The sequence below is a fragment of the Bradyrhizobium sp. 31Argb genome (genome assembly GCF_043638955.1).
Taxonomy (GTDB): Bacteria; Pseudomonadota; Alphaproteobacteria; order Rhizobiales; family Xanthobacteraceae; genus Bradyrhizobium.
The window spans coordinates 1-16,933 of the sequence record NZ_JBEGDB010000173.1; the positions used below are offsets into that span (position 1 = coordinate 1).

Annotated in this window: 11 protein-coding genes; 4 read left to right on the forward strand and 7 right to left on the reverse strand. The window is 63.8% G+C overall.

Going from position 1 to position 16,933, the window contains the following annotated elements; all coding sequences use genetic code 11:
* Positions 1-147: 147 nt before the first annotated feature.
* The 6 genes from AAFX91_RS27310 to AAFX91_RS27335 all read right to left on the reverse strand — a co-directional run bounded on the left by AAFX91_RS27310 (position 148) and on the right by AAFX91_RS27335 (position 8,601).
* Positions 148-1,773 (reverse strand): ABC transporter ATP-binding protein, encoded by a 1,626-nt coding sequence (locus tag AAFX91_RS27310; RefSeq protein WP_394568704.1) that lies wholly within the window; start codon positions 1,771-1,773, stop codon positions 148-150.
* 11 nt (positions 1,774-1,784) lie between these two features.
* A complete protein-coding gene (locus AAFX91_RS27315; protein ID WP_394568705.1) occupies positions 1,785-2,963 on the reverse strand; it encodes an ABC transporter permease in 1,179 nt (392 codons plus the stop codon).
* On the reverse strand, positions 2,963-4,072 hold the full coding sequence (locus AAFX91_RS27320) for a microcin C ABC transporter permease YejB (protein WP_394568706.1): 1,110 nt from the start codon (positions 4,070-4,072) through the stop codon (positions 2,963-2,965). The genes AAFX91_RS27315 and AAFX91_RS27320 overlap by 1 nt, the downstream gene beginning before the upstream one ends.
* 3 nt (positions 4,073-4,075) lie before the next feature.
* Entirely contained in the window at positions 4,076-5,941 is a 1,866-nt protein-coding gene (locus tag AAFX91_RS27325; protein WP_394568707.1) for an extracellular solute-binding protein, read from the reverse strand.
* Between the two features lie 14 nt (positions 5,942-5,955).
* Positions 5,956-7,785: an extracellular solute-binding protein gene (locus AAFX91_RS27330; RefSeq protein ID WP_394568713.1), complete on the reverse strand. Its 1,830-nt coding sequence runs from the start codon at positions 7,783-7,785 to the stop codon at positions 5,956-5,958.
* Positions 7,786-8,055: 270 nt separating this feature from the next.
* On the reverse strand, positions 8,056-8,601 hold the full coding sequence (locus AAFX91_RS27335) for a cytochrome c family protein (RefSeq protein WP_130581476.1): 546 nt from the start codon (positions 8,599-8,601) through the stop codon (positions 8,056-8,058).
* A gap of 202 nt (positions 8,602-8,803) precedes the next feature.
* Here AAFX91_RS27335 and AAFX91_RS27340 point away from each other — a divergent pair, with 202 nt between their 5' ends.
* The gene (locus AAFX91_RS27340; protein ID WP_394568708.1) at positions 8,804-9,544 is read left to right on the forward strand and encodes a 3-deoxy-manno-octulosonate cytidylyltransferase; all 741 of its coding nucleotides are present in this window, start codon (positions 8,804-8,806) and stop codon (positions 9,542-9,544) included.
* Positions 9,545-9,676: 132 nt separating this feature from the next.
* Positions 9,677-10,537 carry a prephenate dehydratase gene (locus AAFX91_RS27345; RefSeq protein WP_394568709.1) on the forward strand — a complete coding sequence of 287 codons (861 nt, stop codon included), beginning with the start codon at positions 9,677-9,679 and terminating at the stop codon, positions 10,535-10,537.
* A 63-nt stretch (positions 10,538-10,600) separates the two neighbouring features.
* Here the strand turns inward: AAFX91_RS27345 and AAFX91_RS27350 are convergent, their stop codons facing one another.
* Positions 10,601-11,620, reverse strand: a complete 1,020-nt coding sequence (locus AAFX91_RS27350) for an LLM class flavin-dependent oxidoreductase (protein ID WP_394568710.1) — start codon at positions 11,618-11,620, stop codon at positions 10,601-10,603.
* Between the two features lie 386 nt (positions 11,621-12,006).
* Between AAFX91_RS27350 and metF the strand changes: the two genes are divergently transcribed.
* On the forward strand, positions 12,007-12,903 hold the full coding sequence (gene metF / locus AAFX91_RS27355; protein WP_394568711.1) for a methylenetetrahydrofolate reductase [NAD(P)H]: 897 nt from the start codon (positions 12,007-12,009) through the stop codon (positions 12,901-12,903).
* 3 nt (positions 12,904-12,906) lie between these two features.
* Entirely contained in the window at positions 12,907-16,761 is a 3,855-nt protein-coding gene (metH, locus tag AAFX91_RS27360; protein WP_394568712.1) for a methionine synthase, read from the forward strand.
* Positions 16,762-16,933 lie beyond the last annotated feature (172 nt).

Below are 16,933 nucleotides of genomic sequence, written 5' to 3' on the forward strand. Positions count from 1 at the left end.
CGCTAATCCTTCGCCGTCATCAGGCTGGATAGAGGACTTCCACCTCCAAGCTGTCGTTCATACTCGGCACACCGCTAACGGGTCCGCGCGAAGCGCGGCCCGATGACAGGCTTCGCGCCGTCTCGAACCGTGAGGCCCAACTGTCACTCAGGTCGCCACCGCGCCATTGCCGGCCGTCTCCAGGCGGAAGGCGGCGGCGAAGAGGGCGCGAGTGTAGTTGCTCTTCGGATTCTTGAACAGCTCGGAGGCCGGCCCCTCCTCCTCGACCTTGCCGGACTTCATCACGATCAGATGGCTGGCGAGCGACGCCACCACGCGCAAATCATGCGAGATGAACATGTAGGTGAGGTCGCGCTTGCGCTGCAATTCGCGCAAGAGGTCGACCATCTGCGCCTGGAACAGCATGTCGAGCGCGCTGGTCGGCTCGTCCAGCACCACAAAATTCGGCTCCAGCACCACCGCGCGCGCGATCGAGATGCGCTGGCGCTGGCCGCCGGAGAACTCATGCGGGTAGCGGAAGCGCCATTCCGGCTTCAGGCCGACATCCGTCAGAGCCTTGATCACCCGCGCCTCGCGCTCTTCGGCCGATAACTGGCGCTGATGAACCGTCAGCCCTTCGGCCACGATGTCGCCGACCGACATACGCGGGCTCAGCGCGCCGAACGGATCCTGGAACACGATCTGCATGTCGCGGCGGAACGGGCGCATCTGCTTGAAGCGCAGGCCCTGGATGTTGCTCCCTAAGAACACGATCGGCCCGTCGGAGGAGATCAATCGCAGCAGCGCGAGCCCCAGCGTGGTCTTGCCCGAGCCGGATTCGCCGACCACGCCGAGCGTCTCGCCCTTGCGCACCGCGATGCTGACGCCATCGACCGCTTTGATATGACCGACAGTGGAGCGCAGCAATCCGCGCTTGATCGGGAACCAGACCTTCAGATTATCCGCCGAGATCACCACCGGCTGGTCCGGGCGTGGCGGCGCCGGGTCGGGCTTCGGCTCCGCGGCGAGAAGATCGCGCGTATAAGGATGCTTGGGCGCGGTGAAGACCTGCTCGACCGGGCCATGTTCGACGATCTTGCCGCCATTCATGACGCAGACGGTGTCGGCGATGCGGCGGACAATGCCGAGATCATGGGTGATGAACAGCATGCTCATGCCGAGCCGGGTGCGGATCTCGGCCAGCAGCGCCAGGATCTGCGCCTGCACGGTGACGTCGAGCGCCGTCGTCGGCTCATCCGCGATCAAAAGGTCGGGCTCATTGGCGAGCGCCATCGCGATCATCACCCGCTGGCGCTGGCCGCCGGAGAGCTGATGCGGATAGCTTTGCAGCCGCGTCTCGGGCTCGGGAATGCCGACCTGCGTCAGGAGCTCAATGGTGCGCGCCCGCGCCGCCGCGCCGCGCACGCCGCTGTGCAGCGACAGGATCTCGCCGATCTGCCCCTCGATGGTGTGGAGCGGATTGAGCGAGGTCATCGGCTCCTGGAAGATGATCGAGATGTCGTTGCCCCGCACCTCGCGCATCTCTCGCTCCGAGGCGGTAAGAAGGTCACGGCCCTTGAAGCGGATGGTGCCGGAAGGATGCGACGCGGCCGGATAGGGCAGCAATTTCAGGACCGACAGCGCGCTGACGGACTTGCCCGAGCCGGATTCGCCGACCAGCGCGAGGCATTCGCCACGCTTGATCGAGAACGAGACATGGTCGACCGCGATCGACGGGCCGAACGCGACCGAGAGGTCGCGGACATCGAGCAGCGGCTGGTTGATGGCGTCCATGATGCTGCCCTCTACCTGAACGTCTTGCGTGGGTCGAAGGCGTCGCGCGCGGCCTCGCCGATGAAGATCAGGAGCGAGAGCATGATCGCGACCGAGAAGAAGCCGGTGAAGCCGAGCCACGGCGCCTGCACATTGGCCTTGCCCTGCGCCAGCAACTCGCCGAGCGAAGGCGAGCCAGGCGGCAGGCCGAAGCCCAGGAAGTCCAGCGCGGTCAGCGTCATCACCGAGGACGAGACGATGAACGGCAGGAAGGTCATGGTCGCCACCATCGCGTTCGGCAACAGGTGGCGGAACATGATCACCGCATTGGAGACGCCGAGCGCGCGCGCCGCCTGGATGTACTCGAAATTGCGCCCGCGCAGGAATTCCGCACGCACCAGGCCGACCAGCGACACCCAGGAGAACAACAGGAGGATGCCGAGCAGGATGAAGAAGCCCGGCGGCAGCACCGCGGAGATGATCAGAAGCAGATAGAGCGAGGGGATCGCGGTCCAGACCTCGATCAGGCGCTGGAAGGTGAGATCGATCCAGCCGCCGAAATAGCCCTGCACGCCGCCGGCGGCGACGCCGATGATCGAGGACAGGATGGTCAGCGTGAGGCCGAACAGCACCGAAATCCGGAAACCGTAGATCAGGCGCGCGACCACGTCGCGGCCCTGGTCGTCGGTGCCGAGCCAGTTGTATTCGAGGTCGCGGCAGCCGCTGAGATGCTTCCTCTCGACCACCTCCTTGCACTGCTCTTCGGTCAGCAGCCAGGTCGGCTTCGACGGCGCCGGGGTCGGCAGATCGAGATTGTGGGTGTCGTAGGAATAGCGGATCGGCGGCCAGATGATGGTGCCGCTCTTGGCCGCGATCTGCTTCTGCAAGTAGGGATCGCGGTAGTCAGCCGTGGTCTCGAAATCGCCGCCGAACGTCGTCTCCGCATAGTTGAAGAGCACCGGCCAATAGAACCGGCCGTCATATCTGACCATCAGCGGGCGATCATTCGCAATGAAATTGGCGAACAGCGAGACCACGAACAGCACCAGGAAGATCCAGAACGACCAGTAGCCCCGGCGGTTGGCCTTGAAGTTCTGCCAGCGGCGCTTGTTGAGCGGCGACGGCTCGAAGGGATGGCGGCTCGGCGGCACGGCCTCGCCGAGCGGCGATTGCGTGGTGGTCTCGACGGGTTGGGGCGCGAGCATCGTCATCAGACTTCCCTCGCCTCGAAATCGATCCGGGGATCGATCCACATGTAAGCGAGATCGGAGATCAGGTTCACGACCAGGCCGACCAGCGAAAAGATGAACAGCGTGCCGAACACCACCGGATAGTCGCGGTTCAGGACGCTCTCGAAGCCGAGCAGGCCGAGCCCGTCGAGCGAGAAGATGGTCTCGATCAAAAGCGAGCCGGAGAAGAAGGCGTGGATGAACGCGCTCGGGAAGCCGGCGATCACGATCAGCATCGCGTTACGGAAGATGTGGCCGTACAGCACCTGCGTCTCGCTGCAGCCCTTGGCGCGCGCGGTCATGACATATTGCTTGCGGATCTCGTCCAGGAACGAGTTCTTGGTCAAGAGCGTCATGGTGGCAAACGCCCCGAGCGCCATCGAGATCAAGGGCAGCGTGATGTGCCAGAAATAGTCGAGGATCTTCCAGTACCAGGGGAATTGCGACCAGCCGTCCGAGGTCAATCCGCGCAACGGGAACACGTTGAAGAACGAGCCGCCGGCGAACAGGATGATCAACAGGATCGCGAACAGAAAGCCGGGAATCGCAAAGCCGACGATGATCACCGCCGAGGTCCAGGTATCGAACCGAGAGCCGTCATGCACGGCTTTCCGGATGCCGAGCGGGATCGAGATCAGATAGGTCAGCAGCGTCATCCAGATGCCGAGCGACATCGACACCGGCAGCTTCTCCTTGATCAGCTGGATCACGCTGACGTCGCGGAAATAGCTCTTGCCGAAATCGAAGCGGGCGAAATTCCATACCATCAGCGCGAAGCGCTCGGGCGCCGGCTTGTCGAAGCCGAACTGCTTTTCGAGATTCTTGATGAAGGCGGGATCGAGCCCCTGCGCGCCGCGGTACTTCGAGTTGACGGCGTCCGCCGAGGCGCCGCCTGGCGCGCGCGCGGCAAAATCGCCGCCGGAAGAACCCGAAACCCGCGAGGAGCCGCCGGTATCGGCGCCGGAAAGCTGCGCCAGCACCCGCTCGACCGGCCCGCCGGGCGCGAATTGCACGACCACGAAGGACACGAAGAGGATGCCGAGCAGCGTCGGCACCATCAGGAGAATGCGGCGGGCGATATAGGCGGTCATGTCTTACTTCGCCTGTTCGGCGTTGGCGGCCTTGGCCGGGTCGATCCACCAGTTCTCCGGCGCTCCCACGCCTTGCGCGTAACGCGCCGGCTTCGGCGGATGGGCGAACAGGTCCCAATAGGCCACCTTGTGCGTGTTGGCGTACCATTGCGGCACCCAATAGCGGCCGGCGCGGAACACGCGGTCGAAAGCGCGGCAGGCGGTGGTCAGTTCCGCCCTGGTCTCGGCGGCGATGATCTTCTCGACCAACGCATCGATCACCGGGCTGGAAATGCCTGCGAGGTTATAGGAGCCTTTGGTGTTGGCGGCCTGCGACGAAAAGAACGCCCGCATGACATCGCCCGGCGTCGCCGACATCGAAAAGCGCTGGATGGTCATGTCGAAATCGAAATCCTCCAGCCGCGCGCGATACTGCACGGCATCGATCAGCCGGAAGGTGGCGTCGATGCCGAGCACGGCAAGGTTCTTGATGTACGGCCCGTGGTGGGGCTGGATCGAGGCTTCGTCGTTGAGGAATTCGATGGTGAAAGGCTCGCCGTTCGGCAACAGCCGCTTGCCGTCCTTGACCACGCAGCCGGCCTCGTTGAGCAATTGCGCCGCCTTGCGCAGCAGCGCCCGGTCCTGCCCCGAACCGTCGGACACCGGCGGCACGAAGGGCATGCCGAACACCTCGTCCGGCACCTGGCCGCGGAACGGCTCCAGCAGCGCCAGCTCTTCCGGCGACGGCGGGCCGGACACCATCATGTCCGAGTTTTGGAACGGCGAATGGGTGCGCGCATAGGCGCCGTACATGATGGTCTTGTTGGTCCATTCGAAATCGAAGGCATAGATCAGCGCCTCGCGCACGCGCGGGTCTTTGAACTTGTCGCGGCGCATGTTGATGAACCAGCCCTGCGCGCCCGACGGCGTCTCGTCCGGCAACAGCTCGCGCTTGACGCGGCCGTCCTTGATCGCGGGAAAATCATAGCGCGTCGCCCAGATGCGGGCGGTGAGTTCCTCGCGATAGAGATAGTTTTTGCCCGTGAAGCCTTCGAATGCGACGTCGCGGTCGCGATAGAATTCGTAGCGGACGGTATCGAAATTGAAGCTGCCGCGGCAGACCGGAAGATCGGCAGCCCACCAGTCCTTGACGCGATCATATTCGATGAAGCGATTGACCTCGAAGCGGCCGACCTTGTACGGCCCCGAGCCGAGCGGCGTATCCAGCGTCGATTCCTCGAACGGCCGATTGGCGTAATAGGCCTTCGAGAAGATCGGCAGGCCCGCGACATAAAGCGGGACGTCGCGCGCGCGCTTCGGCGCGAAGCTGGCGACGACGGTCGCATCGTCGAGCGCCTCGGCCTTGATGAAATCGCGGAGCTGAACCAGGACCATCGGGTGGCCCTTTTCCTTCAGCATGTTCAGCGAGAAGGCGACGTCGTGGGCGGTCAGCTTCGAGCCGTCATGAAATCGCGCCTCGGGGCGGATCGTGAAAGTATAGCTGAGCTTGTCGGGCGAAATCCGCACCGACTTCGCCGCGAACCCATACATCGCATCAGGCTCGTCGCTGGCGCGCCCCATCAACGTCGCAAACGTCATGCCCATGCCCTGCGCCCCCTCACCTTTGAGGACGTAGGCGTTGAGCGAATTGAACGTGAAATAGGACTGGTTATAGTCGCGGACCGACGGGATCAGCGAGAACATGCCGCCCTTCGGCGCATTGACGTTGACATAGTCGAAATGGTGGAAGTCGGCGGGATATTTCAAATCGCCGAACGCCGACATGCCATGCATCTCGACGCCGTTATCGGCGGCTGCCGGACGAAGCCGCGTCGCGCATAGCGCACCGATGCCGAGGCCGAGCGCGTACCGACGGGTGAATAGCGCCATACCCGAAAAATCCCTCAAGACCGTTTGCCGATCCGGTTTGCCTTGTCCACGTCATACCACCACAATGAGGGCAGGCCGGAGCGCGCGTATTTCGGTAGTTCCGCGTGGCCGAAGCGATCCCAGAGCGCATAGCGCGCGTAGGGATAGCCGAACTGCGGCACCACGTAGAAATTCCAGAGCAGCACCCGGTCCAGCGCCTTGGTCGCGGCGACGAGGCTGGCACGGTCCTTGGCGAAGATGACCTTCTCGATCAGCGCATCTACTGCCGGGTTCTTGATGCCGATGGTGTTCTTGGATCCCTGCTGATCCACGGCCTGCGAGCCCCAGAATTCGCGCTGCTCATTGCCGGGCGAGAGCGACTGGCCCCAGAGGTCGGTGATGATGTCGAAATCGAAACTGCGGATGCGGTTCTCGTACTGCACGTCGTCGACGACACGGATCGAGGCAGTGACGCCGATGCGTTCCAGCGACGGCTTGAAGAACAGCGCGATCCGCTCGGAGGAAGGATCCTGCACCAGGATCTCCACGGTCACCGGCTTGCCCGACGGATCGACCAGCTTGCGCTCGCGCACCTCGAAGCCGGCCTCCTTCAACAGCCTGGTGGCCTCGCGCAAATTGGCGCGCACCGCTTCGGGGTTGCCGCCGATCGGGTTCGTGTACGGCGTCGTGAAGACTTCCGGCGGCACCTTGTCGCGCACGGTCTCGAGGAGCTCGAGCTCCTGCCCCTGCGGCAAGCCGGAAGAGGCCAATTCTGTGCCCTCGAAATAGCTGTTGATGCGCTTGTACTGACCATAGAAGAGCTGCTTGTTCATCTCCTCGAAATCGAACGCAAAGTTGAAGGCGCGCCGGAGACGCGCGTCCTTGAATTGAGCGCGGCGCAGGTTGAGCACGAAACCCTGCATGCGGCCGGAATCGTTGATTGGAAACTCCTGCTTGACGACGCGTTTCTCGGTCACGGCCGGGAAGTCATACGCAGTCGCCCACTGCTTCGCCGAGTTCTCGGTGATCCAGTCCGCCTGGTCGGCCTTGAAAGCTTCGAGCGCGACGACGTTGTCGCGGAAGAATTCGAAACGCAGCTCGTCGAAATTATTCTGGCCGATCTGGACCGGCAACTTGGCGCCCCAATAGTCCTTCACGCGCTCGAGCCGGACCGAGCGGCCGGCGACGAAATCAGCGATCCGATAAGCGCCCGAGCCGAGCGGCTTCTCCAGCGTAGTCGCCGAAACATCGCGCTTGCGGCCCTGGCTGTCGGTGCCTTCCCAGTAATGCTTCGGCAGCACCAGCAATTCGCCGACGATGTGCGGCAATTCGCGATTGCCGGGAGCGTCGAAGGTGAATTTGACGTCGCGCTCGCCGGTCTTTTCGGCCTTGGTCACGTGCCGGTAATAGGAGGAATAGAACGGGCTTTGCTTCTTCAACGTCTCGAGCGAGAAGATGACGTCCTCCGGCGTCACCGGCTTGCCGTCGTGCCAGCGCGCTTCCTTGCGCAGCCGGTAGATCACCCAGCTATAGTCGTCGGGATGGGATGCGCCTTCGGCGAGCAGGCCATATTCGGTCGCGATCTCATCCTGCGAGCGCGACATCAGCGTCTCATAGATCATGATCGCGGCCGGCGCGATCGAGCCCTTCACGCCCATCACCGCGACGTTGAAGTTGTCGTACGTGCCGAGCGAGATGATCCGCGCGACGCCGCCCTTCGGCGCATCCGGATTGACATAGTCGAAACGCTGGAAGCCGGCCGGATATTTGATGTCGCCGAACAGCGACAGCGCGTGGCGCCACGCCGGCTCACTGCCTCCCGGGTCCGCCTGCGCGCTCGACATCGCCGGAATGCCGGCTGCCATGCCCATCATGGGGGTCAGCGCGGCCACCGCGCCGGTCTGCAGAAGGTGTCGTCGGGTAATGGCCAAGGGGAGCTTCCTGTCGTGAACCGGGGTTACGCACTAAGTGCGTAATATAGGGCAAGGTTTCGGCGGATTATGTTGCTTTTTCCTCATCTTGGAAGCCTGGGGGCCATCACGTGTGCGGCGAAACGTCCCGATGACAAACCTGCGATCCATACGGAAACGGCCAGGCAACGCCTGGCCGTTCCGATTGAATCCATGAGGGAAATGCTATTTCGACGCCGTCGGCAGCGGCTGGGGATGATCCGACAGCGAATTCAGGTAGGCGATCACGTCTGCGCGCTCGCTGTCCTTCGGAATACCGGCGAAGCCCATCGCGGTACCCGGGATGAAACCCTTCGGGTTGGTGAGGAACTTGTTGAGGTCGTCGAAGGTCCAGGTGCCGCCCTTGGCCTTCATCGCGGCCGAGAAGTTGAACCCGCGTCCTTCGCCCCGGGGCTCGCCGACGATGCCAAAGAGATTGGGGCCGACGCGGTTCGGGCCGCCCTTTTCGAAGGTGTGGCAGGCTGCGCACTTCTTGGCGGCCGCCGAGCCCTTTTCCACAGAGGCGGTCTGCAGCAGCTTCTCGATCGGCTCGGAGGGTGCGGCGGCTTCCGCCGGTCCGCCCTTGCTCGCCTCTTTCACGGCGATCTCGAAACCGGGCTTCTCCAGCGGCTTCGGCGTGAACACCGCCTGCGCGCCAAAGCTCGTCACCAGGACAATGAGGCAGGTGCCGAGGATCGCACCGAGAATTTTGTTGAGTTCGAAGGAGTCCATTTCGGATCAGGCTCCAGGCCTAAAATGTCGACTTCAGGCGGGCCGAATGGCCGCGGGGGTGAGCCTCGGAATCAGCCCTCGTCGCGCCTCCCCCGAGCAGAGTTGAGATATCGGTTTGCCTGCGCTCTGGCAACCCGTATAAACGCGCCGGCTTTTACCCTGTCCCCACCCTGATTCCTGCCGCCGGCAGGGTTTCGATACGATGGCTGACTCGCGGATTTTGGTGCTGATTCCCGCCCGCATGGCGGCCACGAGGCTGCCGGGCAAGCCGCTCCTCGACATTGCCGGCCAGCCGATGATTGTCCACGTATTGCGCCGGGCGGAAGAAGCCAACATCGGCCGGGTCGCGGTCGCGACCGATACGCCGGAGATCGCCGCTGCCGTCACGGCGGCCGGCGGCGAGGTGGTGATGACCCGCGCCGATCACCCCTCCGGCTCCGACCGCATCTTTGAGGCCGCAACCACGCTCGATCCGCAAGGCAAGGCCGGGATTGTGGTCAATCTGCAGGGCGATTTCCCGACCATCACGACGGACACGATCCGCGCCGTGCTGCCGCCGCTCGACGACCCCGCAGTCGATATCGCGACCCTCGCCTCCGAGATCCACACCGAGGAGGAGAGCGTCAACCCGAACGTGGTGAAGGCGGTCGGCTCGCCGATCACAACACGGCGGCTGCGCGCGCTCTATTTCACCCGTACCACGGCGCCGTTCGGCGACGGGCCGCGCTACCACCATATCGGCCTCTACGCTTATCGCCGCGCCGCGCTGGAGCGGTTCGTGAGGTTGCCGCCCTCGCCCCTGGAACAGCAGGAGAAGCTCGAGCAGCTCCGCGCGCTGGAGGCCGGGATGCGGATCGACGTCACCATCGTCGACACCGTGCCGCGCGGCGTCGACACCCCGGCCGACCTCGAAACCGCCCGGCGCATACTGGCCAAAACCTGAACCGCTGCTAGAGCATGATCCGGAAAAGTGGAAACCGGTTTTCCGAAAAGATCATGCTCAAACAAAGAGATGAGATCATGATCCGGTTCCGAAGAATCGGATCATGATCTAAAACCTCGCCAGGAAAACGATATGACCAAGAAGCTGAAAATCGCCTTCCAGGGCGAGCCCGGAGCCAATTCCCACATCGCGATCGTCGAGGCCTATCCCGACGCCGAGCCGATGCCCTGCCCGACCTTCGAGGACGCGCTGTCGGCGATTTCCTCCGGCGAGGCCGATCTCGGCATGATCCCGATCGAGAACTCGGTCGCCGGCCGCGTCGCCGACATCCACCATCTGTTGCCGGCCTCCGGCCTGTTCATCGTCGGCGAATGGTTCCTGCCGGTCCGGCATCAGTTGATGGCGGTGAAGGGGACAAAGCTCGCCGACATCAGGAGCGTGGAGAGCCATGTGCATGCGCTCGGCCAGTGCCGGCGCATCATCCGCAAGCTCGGCGTCAGGCCGATCGTCGCCGGCGACACCGCCGGCAGCGCTCGGGACATTTCCGAGCGTGGCGACAAAAGCGTCGCCGCCATCGCCTCGCGCCTTGCCGCCGACATCTACGGCCTCGATATCCTGGCCGAAGACATCGAGGACGAGGCCCACAACACCACCCGCTTCGTGGTGCTGGCACGCGAAGCCAGATGGGCCGAGCAGGATTCGGGCCCGCTGGTCACGACGTTTGTATTCCGGGTGCGCAACCTGCCCGCGGCGCTCTACAAGGCGCTCGGCGGCTTCGCCACCAACGGCGTCAACATGACCAAGCTCGAAAGCTACATGGTCGACGGCAATTTCTTTGCCACGCAATTTTATGCCGACGTCGACGGCCACCCCTATGATCGCGGATTGGCCTTCGCGCTCGAAGAGCTGAAATTCTTCTCCCGCGAATTCCGCATCGTGGGCGTCTATCCCGCCCACCCCTTCCGCGCAACCTTCAGCGAGAAGGCGGATTGAGGCGCGCAAGCCCTCTCCCAGGTCCACCCGGGCTACGAAGCTTCGTTTGGCCGGGACGACAGCTTACGCCGCCGCCTTCTTCGCAAGCCCGAACGCATCCGCCAGCAGGCTGTACGACTTCTTCCGCGCCTCGTGGTCATACACGGCGGTGATGATCATCAGCTCATCCGCCTCGGTCGCCGCGATCAGCGGCTGCAGTTTTGCCATCACCGTCGCCGGGCCGCCGACGAAGAAGCGCGAGCGGTTGCGGGCGATGGAAGCACGCTCGGCGTCCGTATAGGGATAGGCCAGCGCCTCCTCGACGCTCGGCAGCGGCAGATACTGGCCGCGATCCCGGCGCAGCCGGTTGAGGTCCATCGACAGCGCCAGCTTCTCCGCCTCTTCATCGGTCTCGGCCGCCACCGCCGCCACCGCGAGGATCGCCTGCGGCGTCTGGCGCCAGGGCGACGGCTTGAAATGGGCGCGGTAGTTGGTCATCGCATCGACCGCGTCATGGGTCGCGAAATGATGCGCGAAGCCGAAACCCATGCCGACCTGCGCAGCGAGCTCGGACGAATAGGCGCTGGAGCCGAGCAGCCAGATCGGCGGCAGCGGCGAATCGTCGGGCATCGCCACCACATTGTTGAAGGGGTGGCCGGACGGGAACTCGCGCGTCTCCCACAGCGTCAGTTCGTGCAGCCGCTCCAGGAAATCGTCGCCCTCGCGGCGATCGAGCCGGCTGCGCAGCGCGTAGGCCGTGGCACCGTCGATGCCGGGCGCACGCCCCAAACCAAGATCGATGCGGCCGGGGAACAGCGCCTCGAGCATCTTGAAGCGCTCGGCAACCACCAGCGGCGCGTGGTTGGGCAGCATCACGCCGCCGGAACCGACGCGGATATTCCGGGTGACGGCAGCGATCTGCCCGATCATCAAGTCCGGCGCGGGGCTCGCGACGGAGGCGAGGTTGTGGTGCTCGGCGAGCCAATACCTGAGATAGCCGAGCCCATCGACATGGCGCGCCAGATCGATGCTGTTGCGCAGCGCTGCGGCGGGCTTTGTGGCTGTGGTGACGACCGAAAGGTCCAGGACGGAAAGCGGAATCATCGCGGTAAGCTAGGGCGGCACATTGAAACCACAAAGCCCCTCCGCGTGCAGATCAGCCCCGCGACGCCCCGAAGCGGAGCGGCCACGTCGACAGTGGGACAAAACGTCGTTAATCCGTAACAATTCTTCCTTGCCCACACCCAAGGAGGGAACCGAATTGACCGGAACGTTATAGAAACAGGCTATAATTTTGGGATTTTTGCGATAAGCCGCGAAACCTATACTCCTGCCCACCGCAAATTGAAGTTCTCGCACTGAGCTAACAGATTCACTCAAAGTGGGCCATTTCCCATTCCTGATGGGCTGTTTGCCCGCCCCGCTTTGCCCTATCTTACCGTCTTGACCACCCAGCCTGTGCCGATTGTCCCGTGGAGTTTGTGAGAGCCATGACCGAGGTTGCCGCCCCGCCGTTCAGGACTCCCGCCATTTCCTTCGAGTTCTTCCCGCCGAAGACCGAGGAGATGGAGCGTAACTTGTGGGACACGATCAACCGGCTGGCGCCGCTGTCGCCCACCTTCGTCTCCGTGACCTATGGCGCCGGCGGCTCGACCCGCGAGCGCACCCATTCGACCATCGCCCGCATCCTGAACGAAACCACGCTGTTGCCGGCGGCGCATCTGACCTGCGTCAGCGCCTCGCGCGGAGAGATCGACGAGATCGTCGACCGCTATCACGAGGTCGGCGTCCGCCACATCGTGGCGCTGCGCGGCGACCCGCCGGGCGGCATCGGCACGCCCTATTACACCCATCCGGACGGCTACCAGAGCTCGCCGGAGCTGGTCGCCGGCATCAAGAAGCGTCATCCCGATATCGAGATTTCGGTCTCGGCCTATCCGGAGAAACACCCCGAAAGCGCGAATTTCGACGCCGATATCGACACGCTGAAAGCCAAGGTCGATGCCGGCGCCACGCGCGCCATCACCCAGGTGTTCTTCGACAACGATCTCTATTTCCGCTACCTCGACCGGGTGCGGGCGCGCGGCATCGATATCCCGATCGTGCCGGGCATCATGCCGATGCACAATTTCAAGCAGGCCCGCAATTTCGTCACCCGCGCCGGCACCACGGTGCCGGACTGGTTCGCGGCGAAATTCGAGGGCCTCGATGACGACGCCGAGACCCGCAAGCTGGTGGCAGCCACCGTTGCCGCCGGCCAGGTGCAGAAACTGGCCAAGCACGGCGTCGACACCTTCCACTTCTACACCATGAACCGCGCCGATCTCGTGTTCGCGATCAGCCACCTGCTCGGCATCCGTCCGAACGGTGCGAAGAAAGCTGCCTGAAGAATGACCGTGCCTGTCTCTCCCAAGCGTACCGCCCTCATTGCTGCCGCGCGCGAGCGCATCCTCGTGCTCGACGGCGCCATGGGCACGATGATCCAGGGCCTGCAATTCGATGAGGCGGCGTTCCGCGGCGAACGCTTCAAGGATTTCCACCGCGATATCAGAGGCAACAACGACCTCCTGATCCTGACGCAAGCGCAGGCGATCGAGGACATCCACGCCGCCTATCTGCGCGCCGGCGCCGACATCGTCGCGACCAACACCTTCTCCTCGACCTCGATCGCGCAGGCCGACTACGAGATGTCGGACCTCGCCTATGAGCTCAACCGCGAGGGCGCCAGGCTCGCGCGCGCCGCGGCCGAGAAGGTGAGCGCGGAGGATGGCAGGCCGCGGTTCGTGGCGGGCGCCCTGGGCCCCACCAACCGCACCGCCTCGATCTCGCCCGACGTCTCCAACCCAGGCTATCGCGCCGTGACGTTCGACGATCTGCGCAAGGCCTATGGCGAGCAGATCAACGGCCTGCTCGATGGCGGCGCCGACCTGCTGCTGGTCGAAACCATCTTCGACACGCTCAATGCCAAGGCCGCGCTCTACGCGATCTCCGAGATCGCTGAAGAGCGCGGCATCGACGTGCCCGTGATGATCTCGGGCACCATCACCGACAAATCCGGCCGCCTGCTCTCGGGCCAGTTGCCGGAGGCGTTCTGGAATTCGGTGCGGCACGCCAAGCCGATCACGATCGGCTTCAACTGCGCGCTCGGCGCGGAAGACCTGCGCAGCCACATCGCCGATATCGGCCGCGTCGCCGCTACGCTCGTCTGCGCCTACCCGAATGCCGGCCTGCCCAATGAATTCGGACAGTACGACGAGACGCCGGAATATATGGCGCGGCTGATCGGCGAATTCGCGCGCGACGGCCTCGTCAACATCGTCGGCGGCTGCTGCGGCACCACGCCGGATCATATCGCCGCGATCGCCGCGGCGGTGGCGCCGCACAAGCCGCGCGTCGTCCCCGAGATCGAGCCGCGCCTGCGGCTGTCGGGCCTGGAGCCGTTCGCGCTGACCGACGCCATTCCTTTCGTCAATATCGGCGAACGTACCAACGTCACGGGCTCGGCGCGCTTCCGCAAATTGATCACCGCGGGTGACTACACCGCCGCGCTGCAGGTTGCGCGCGACCAGGTCGAGAACGGCGCGCAGATCATCGACGTCAACATGGACGAGGGCCTGCTCGATTCCGAGAAGGCGATGGTGACGTTCCTCAACCTCGTCGCCGCCGAGCCGGATATCGCCCGCGTACCTGTTATGGTCGATTCCTCGAAATTCGCCGTGATCGAGGCCGGGCTGAAATGCATCCAGGGCAAGCCTGTGGTGAACTCGATCTCGATGAAGGAAGGCGAGGAGAAGTTCATCCACGAGGCCAAAATCGCCCAGCGCCATGGCGCGGCCGTGGTGGTGATGGCGTTCGACGAGACCGGGCAGGCCGATACGTTTGCGCGCAAGACCGAAATCTGCAAGCGCGCCTATGACATCCTGGTCAACCGGCTCGACTTCCCGGCGGAAGACATCATCTTCGATCCCAACATCTTCGCGATCGCGACCGGGATCGAGGAACACAACAATTACGGCGTCGACTTCATCGAGGCCGCGCGCTGGATCCGCCAGAACCTCCCCGGCGCGCATATTTCCGGCGGCGTCTCCAATCTCTCGTTCTCGTTCCGAGGCAACGAGCCGGTGCGCGAGGCGATGCACTCGGTATTCCTCTATCATGCCATCAAGGCCGGCATGGACATGGGCATCGTCAATGCCGGGCAGATGATCGTCTATGACGACATCGATCCCGAGCTGCGGCAGGTGTGCGAGGACGTCATCCTCAACCGCGACCCCGGCGCCTCCGAGCGCCTCCTCGCGCTCGCCGAGAAATTCCGCGGCAAGGAGAAGCAGAGCAAGGAAGCCGATCTCGCCTGGCGCGAATGGCCGGTCGAGAAGCGGCTTAGCCACGCGCTGGTGCACGGCATCACCGAATTCATCGAGCAGGATACCGAGCAAGCGCGACAGGCATCTTCCCGTCCGCTCGACGTCATCGAGGGTCCGTTGATGGCCGGCATGAACGTGGTCGGCGATCTCTTCGGCGACGGCAAGATGTTCCTACCGCAGGTGGTGAAGTCGGCGCGCGTCATGAAACAGGCGGTCGCCTATCTGATGCCGTTCATGGAAGAGGAAAAGGCGCGCAATCTTGCGAGCGGCGTGACCAGCGACGGCCGCAACGCCGCCGGCAAGATCGTGCTCGCGACGGTGAAGGGCGACGTCCACGACATCGGCAAGAACATCGTCGGCATCGTGCTGCAGTGTAACAATTTCGAGGTCATCGACCTTGGCGTGATGGTGCCGGCCGCAAAAATCATCGAGACGGCGAAGGCCGAAGGCGCTGATATCATCGGCCTCTCCGGCCTGATCACGCCCTCGCTCGACGAGATGAGCTTTCTCGCCGGCGAGCTGGAGCGCGAGGGCCTGAACCTGCCGCTGCTGATCGGCGGCGCCACCACCAGCCGCGTTCATACCGCCGTGAAGATCGACCCGAACTATCCGGGCGGGCCGGTCGTGCACGTCAATGACGCCAGCCGCGCCGTCGGCGTCGCCTCCTCGCTGCTCTCGCCCGAGAAGCGTCAGGCCTATGCCGCCGATATCCGTGCCGAATACGCAAAGATCTCCGCGGCGCATTTCCGGGCGCAAGCGGACAAGAAACGGCTAAAGCTTGCGCAAGCCCGCGCCAATGCCGTGAAGATCGACTTCGCCAAGGCGCTGCCGAAGAAGCCAACCTTCTTCGGGCGCAAGAGCTTTGACGCCTACGATCTGGCCGAGCTTGCAAAATTCATCGACTGGACGCCGTTCTTCCAGACTTGGGAATTGACCGGACGCTTCCCGGCCATCCTCGACGATCCCAAGGTCGGCGAGGTCGCGCGCTCGCTTTACGATGATGCCCAGAAGATGCTTGAGCGCATCATCGAGGAGAAATGGTTCACGGCCCGCGCCACCATCGGTTTCTGGCCCGCCAATGCCGAAGGCGACGACATCGCCGTTTATGCTGACGAGACACGCAAAAAGAAGATCGCGACCTTCCATACGCTGCGCCAGCAGCTCGAGAAGCGCGAAGGCCGCTTCAACGCCGCACTGTCGGACTTCATCGCGCCTGTCGGTTCGGGCGTGCCTGACTATATCGGCGGCTTCGTCGTCACCGCCGGGATCGGCGAGGACACGGTCGCCGATCGCTTCAAGAACGCCAATGACGATTACTCCTCGATCCTGTGCAAGGCGCTGGCCGACCGCCTCGCCGAAGCCTTTGCCGAGCGCATGCACCAGCGCGTGCGCAAGGAATTCTGGGGCTACGCGCCCGACGAGGCGCTGGCGTCGGACGAACTGATCCTGGAGAAGTATCACGGCATCCGCCCGGCGCCCGGCTATCCCGCACAGCCCGACCACACCGAGAAGGCGACGCTGTTCGCACTGCTTGATGCCGAGAATACGGCCGGCGTGACGCTGACGGAGAGCTTTGCGATGTGGCCGGGCTCTTCGGTCTCCGGCCTCTATTTCAGCCATCCCGAGAGCTTCTATTTCGGCGTCGGCAAGATCGAGCGCGACCAGGTCGAGGACTACGCCGCACGCAAGGACATGACGGTTGCCGAGATCGAGCGCTGGCTCGCGCCCGTGCTGAATTACATCCCCTCGCAGGACGCGAAGCAGGCAACGCCGGCGCTCGCGCCGGTCGCCACTCCCGCCAACGATGTCACCTCGCACCCACCCGGCTGCACCTGCGCCGTCCATCTCGCCTGGCGCAAGAAAGCCGTCGGCGCGGGTTAGGGCGCCATCTGCCCCACGCGGGGTGGGTTCTGATTCAACTGTCAAACAGCTTTCCGCTGTCATCGTCCGAAGGCGGACGATCCAGTATTCCAGAAACAGCAGTGCTTGAGCCGAGAGGCTGCCGGATACTGGATGCCCGCCTTCGCGGGCATGACGGTGGAGTAGTGGTGAG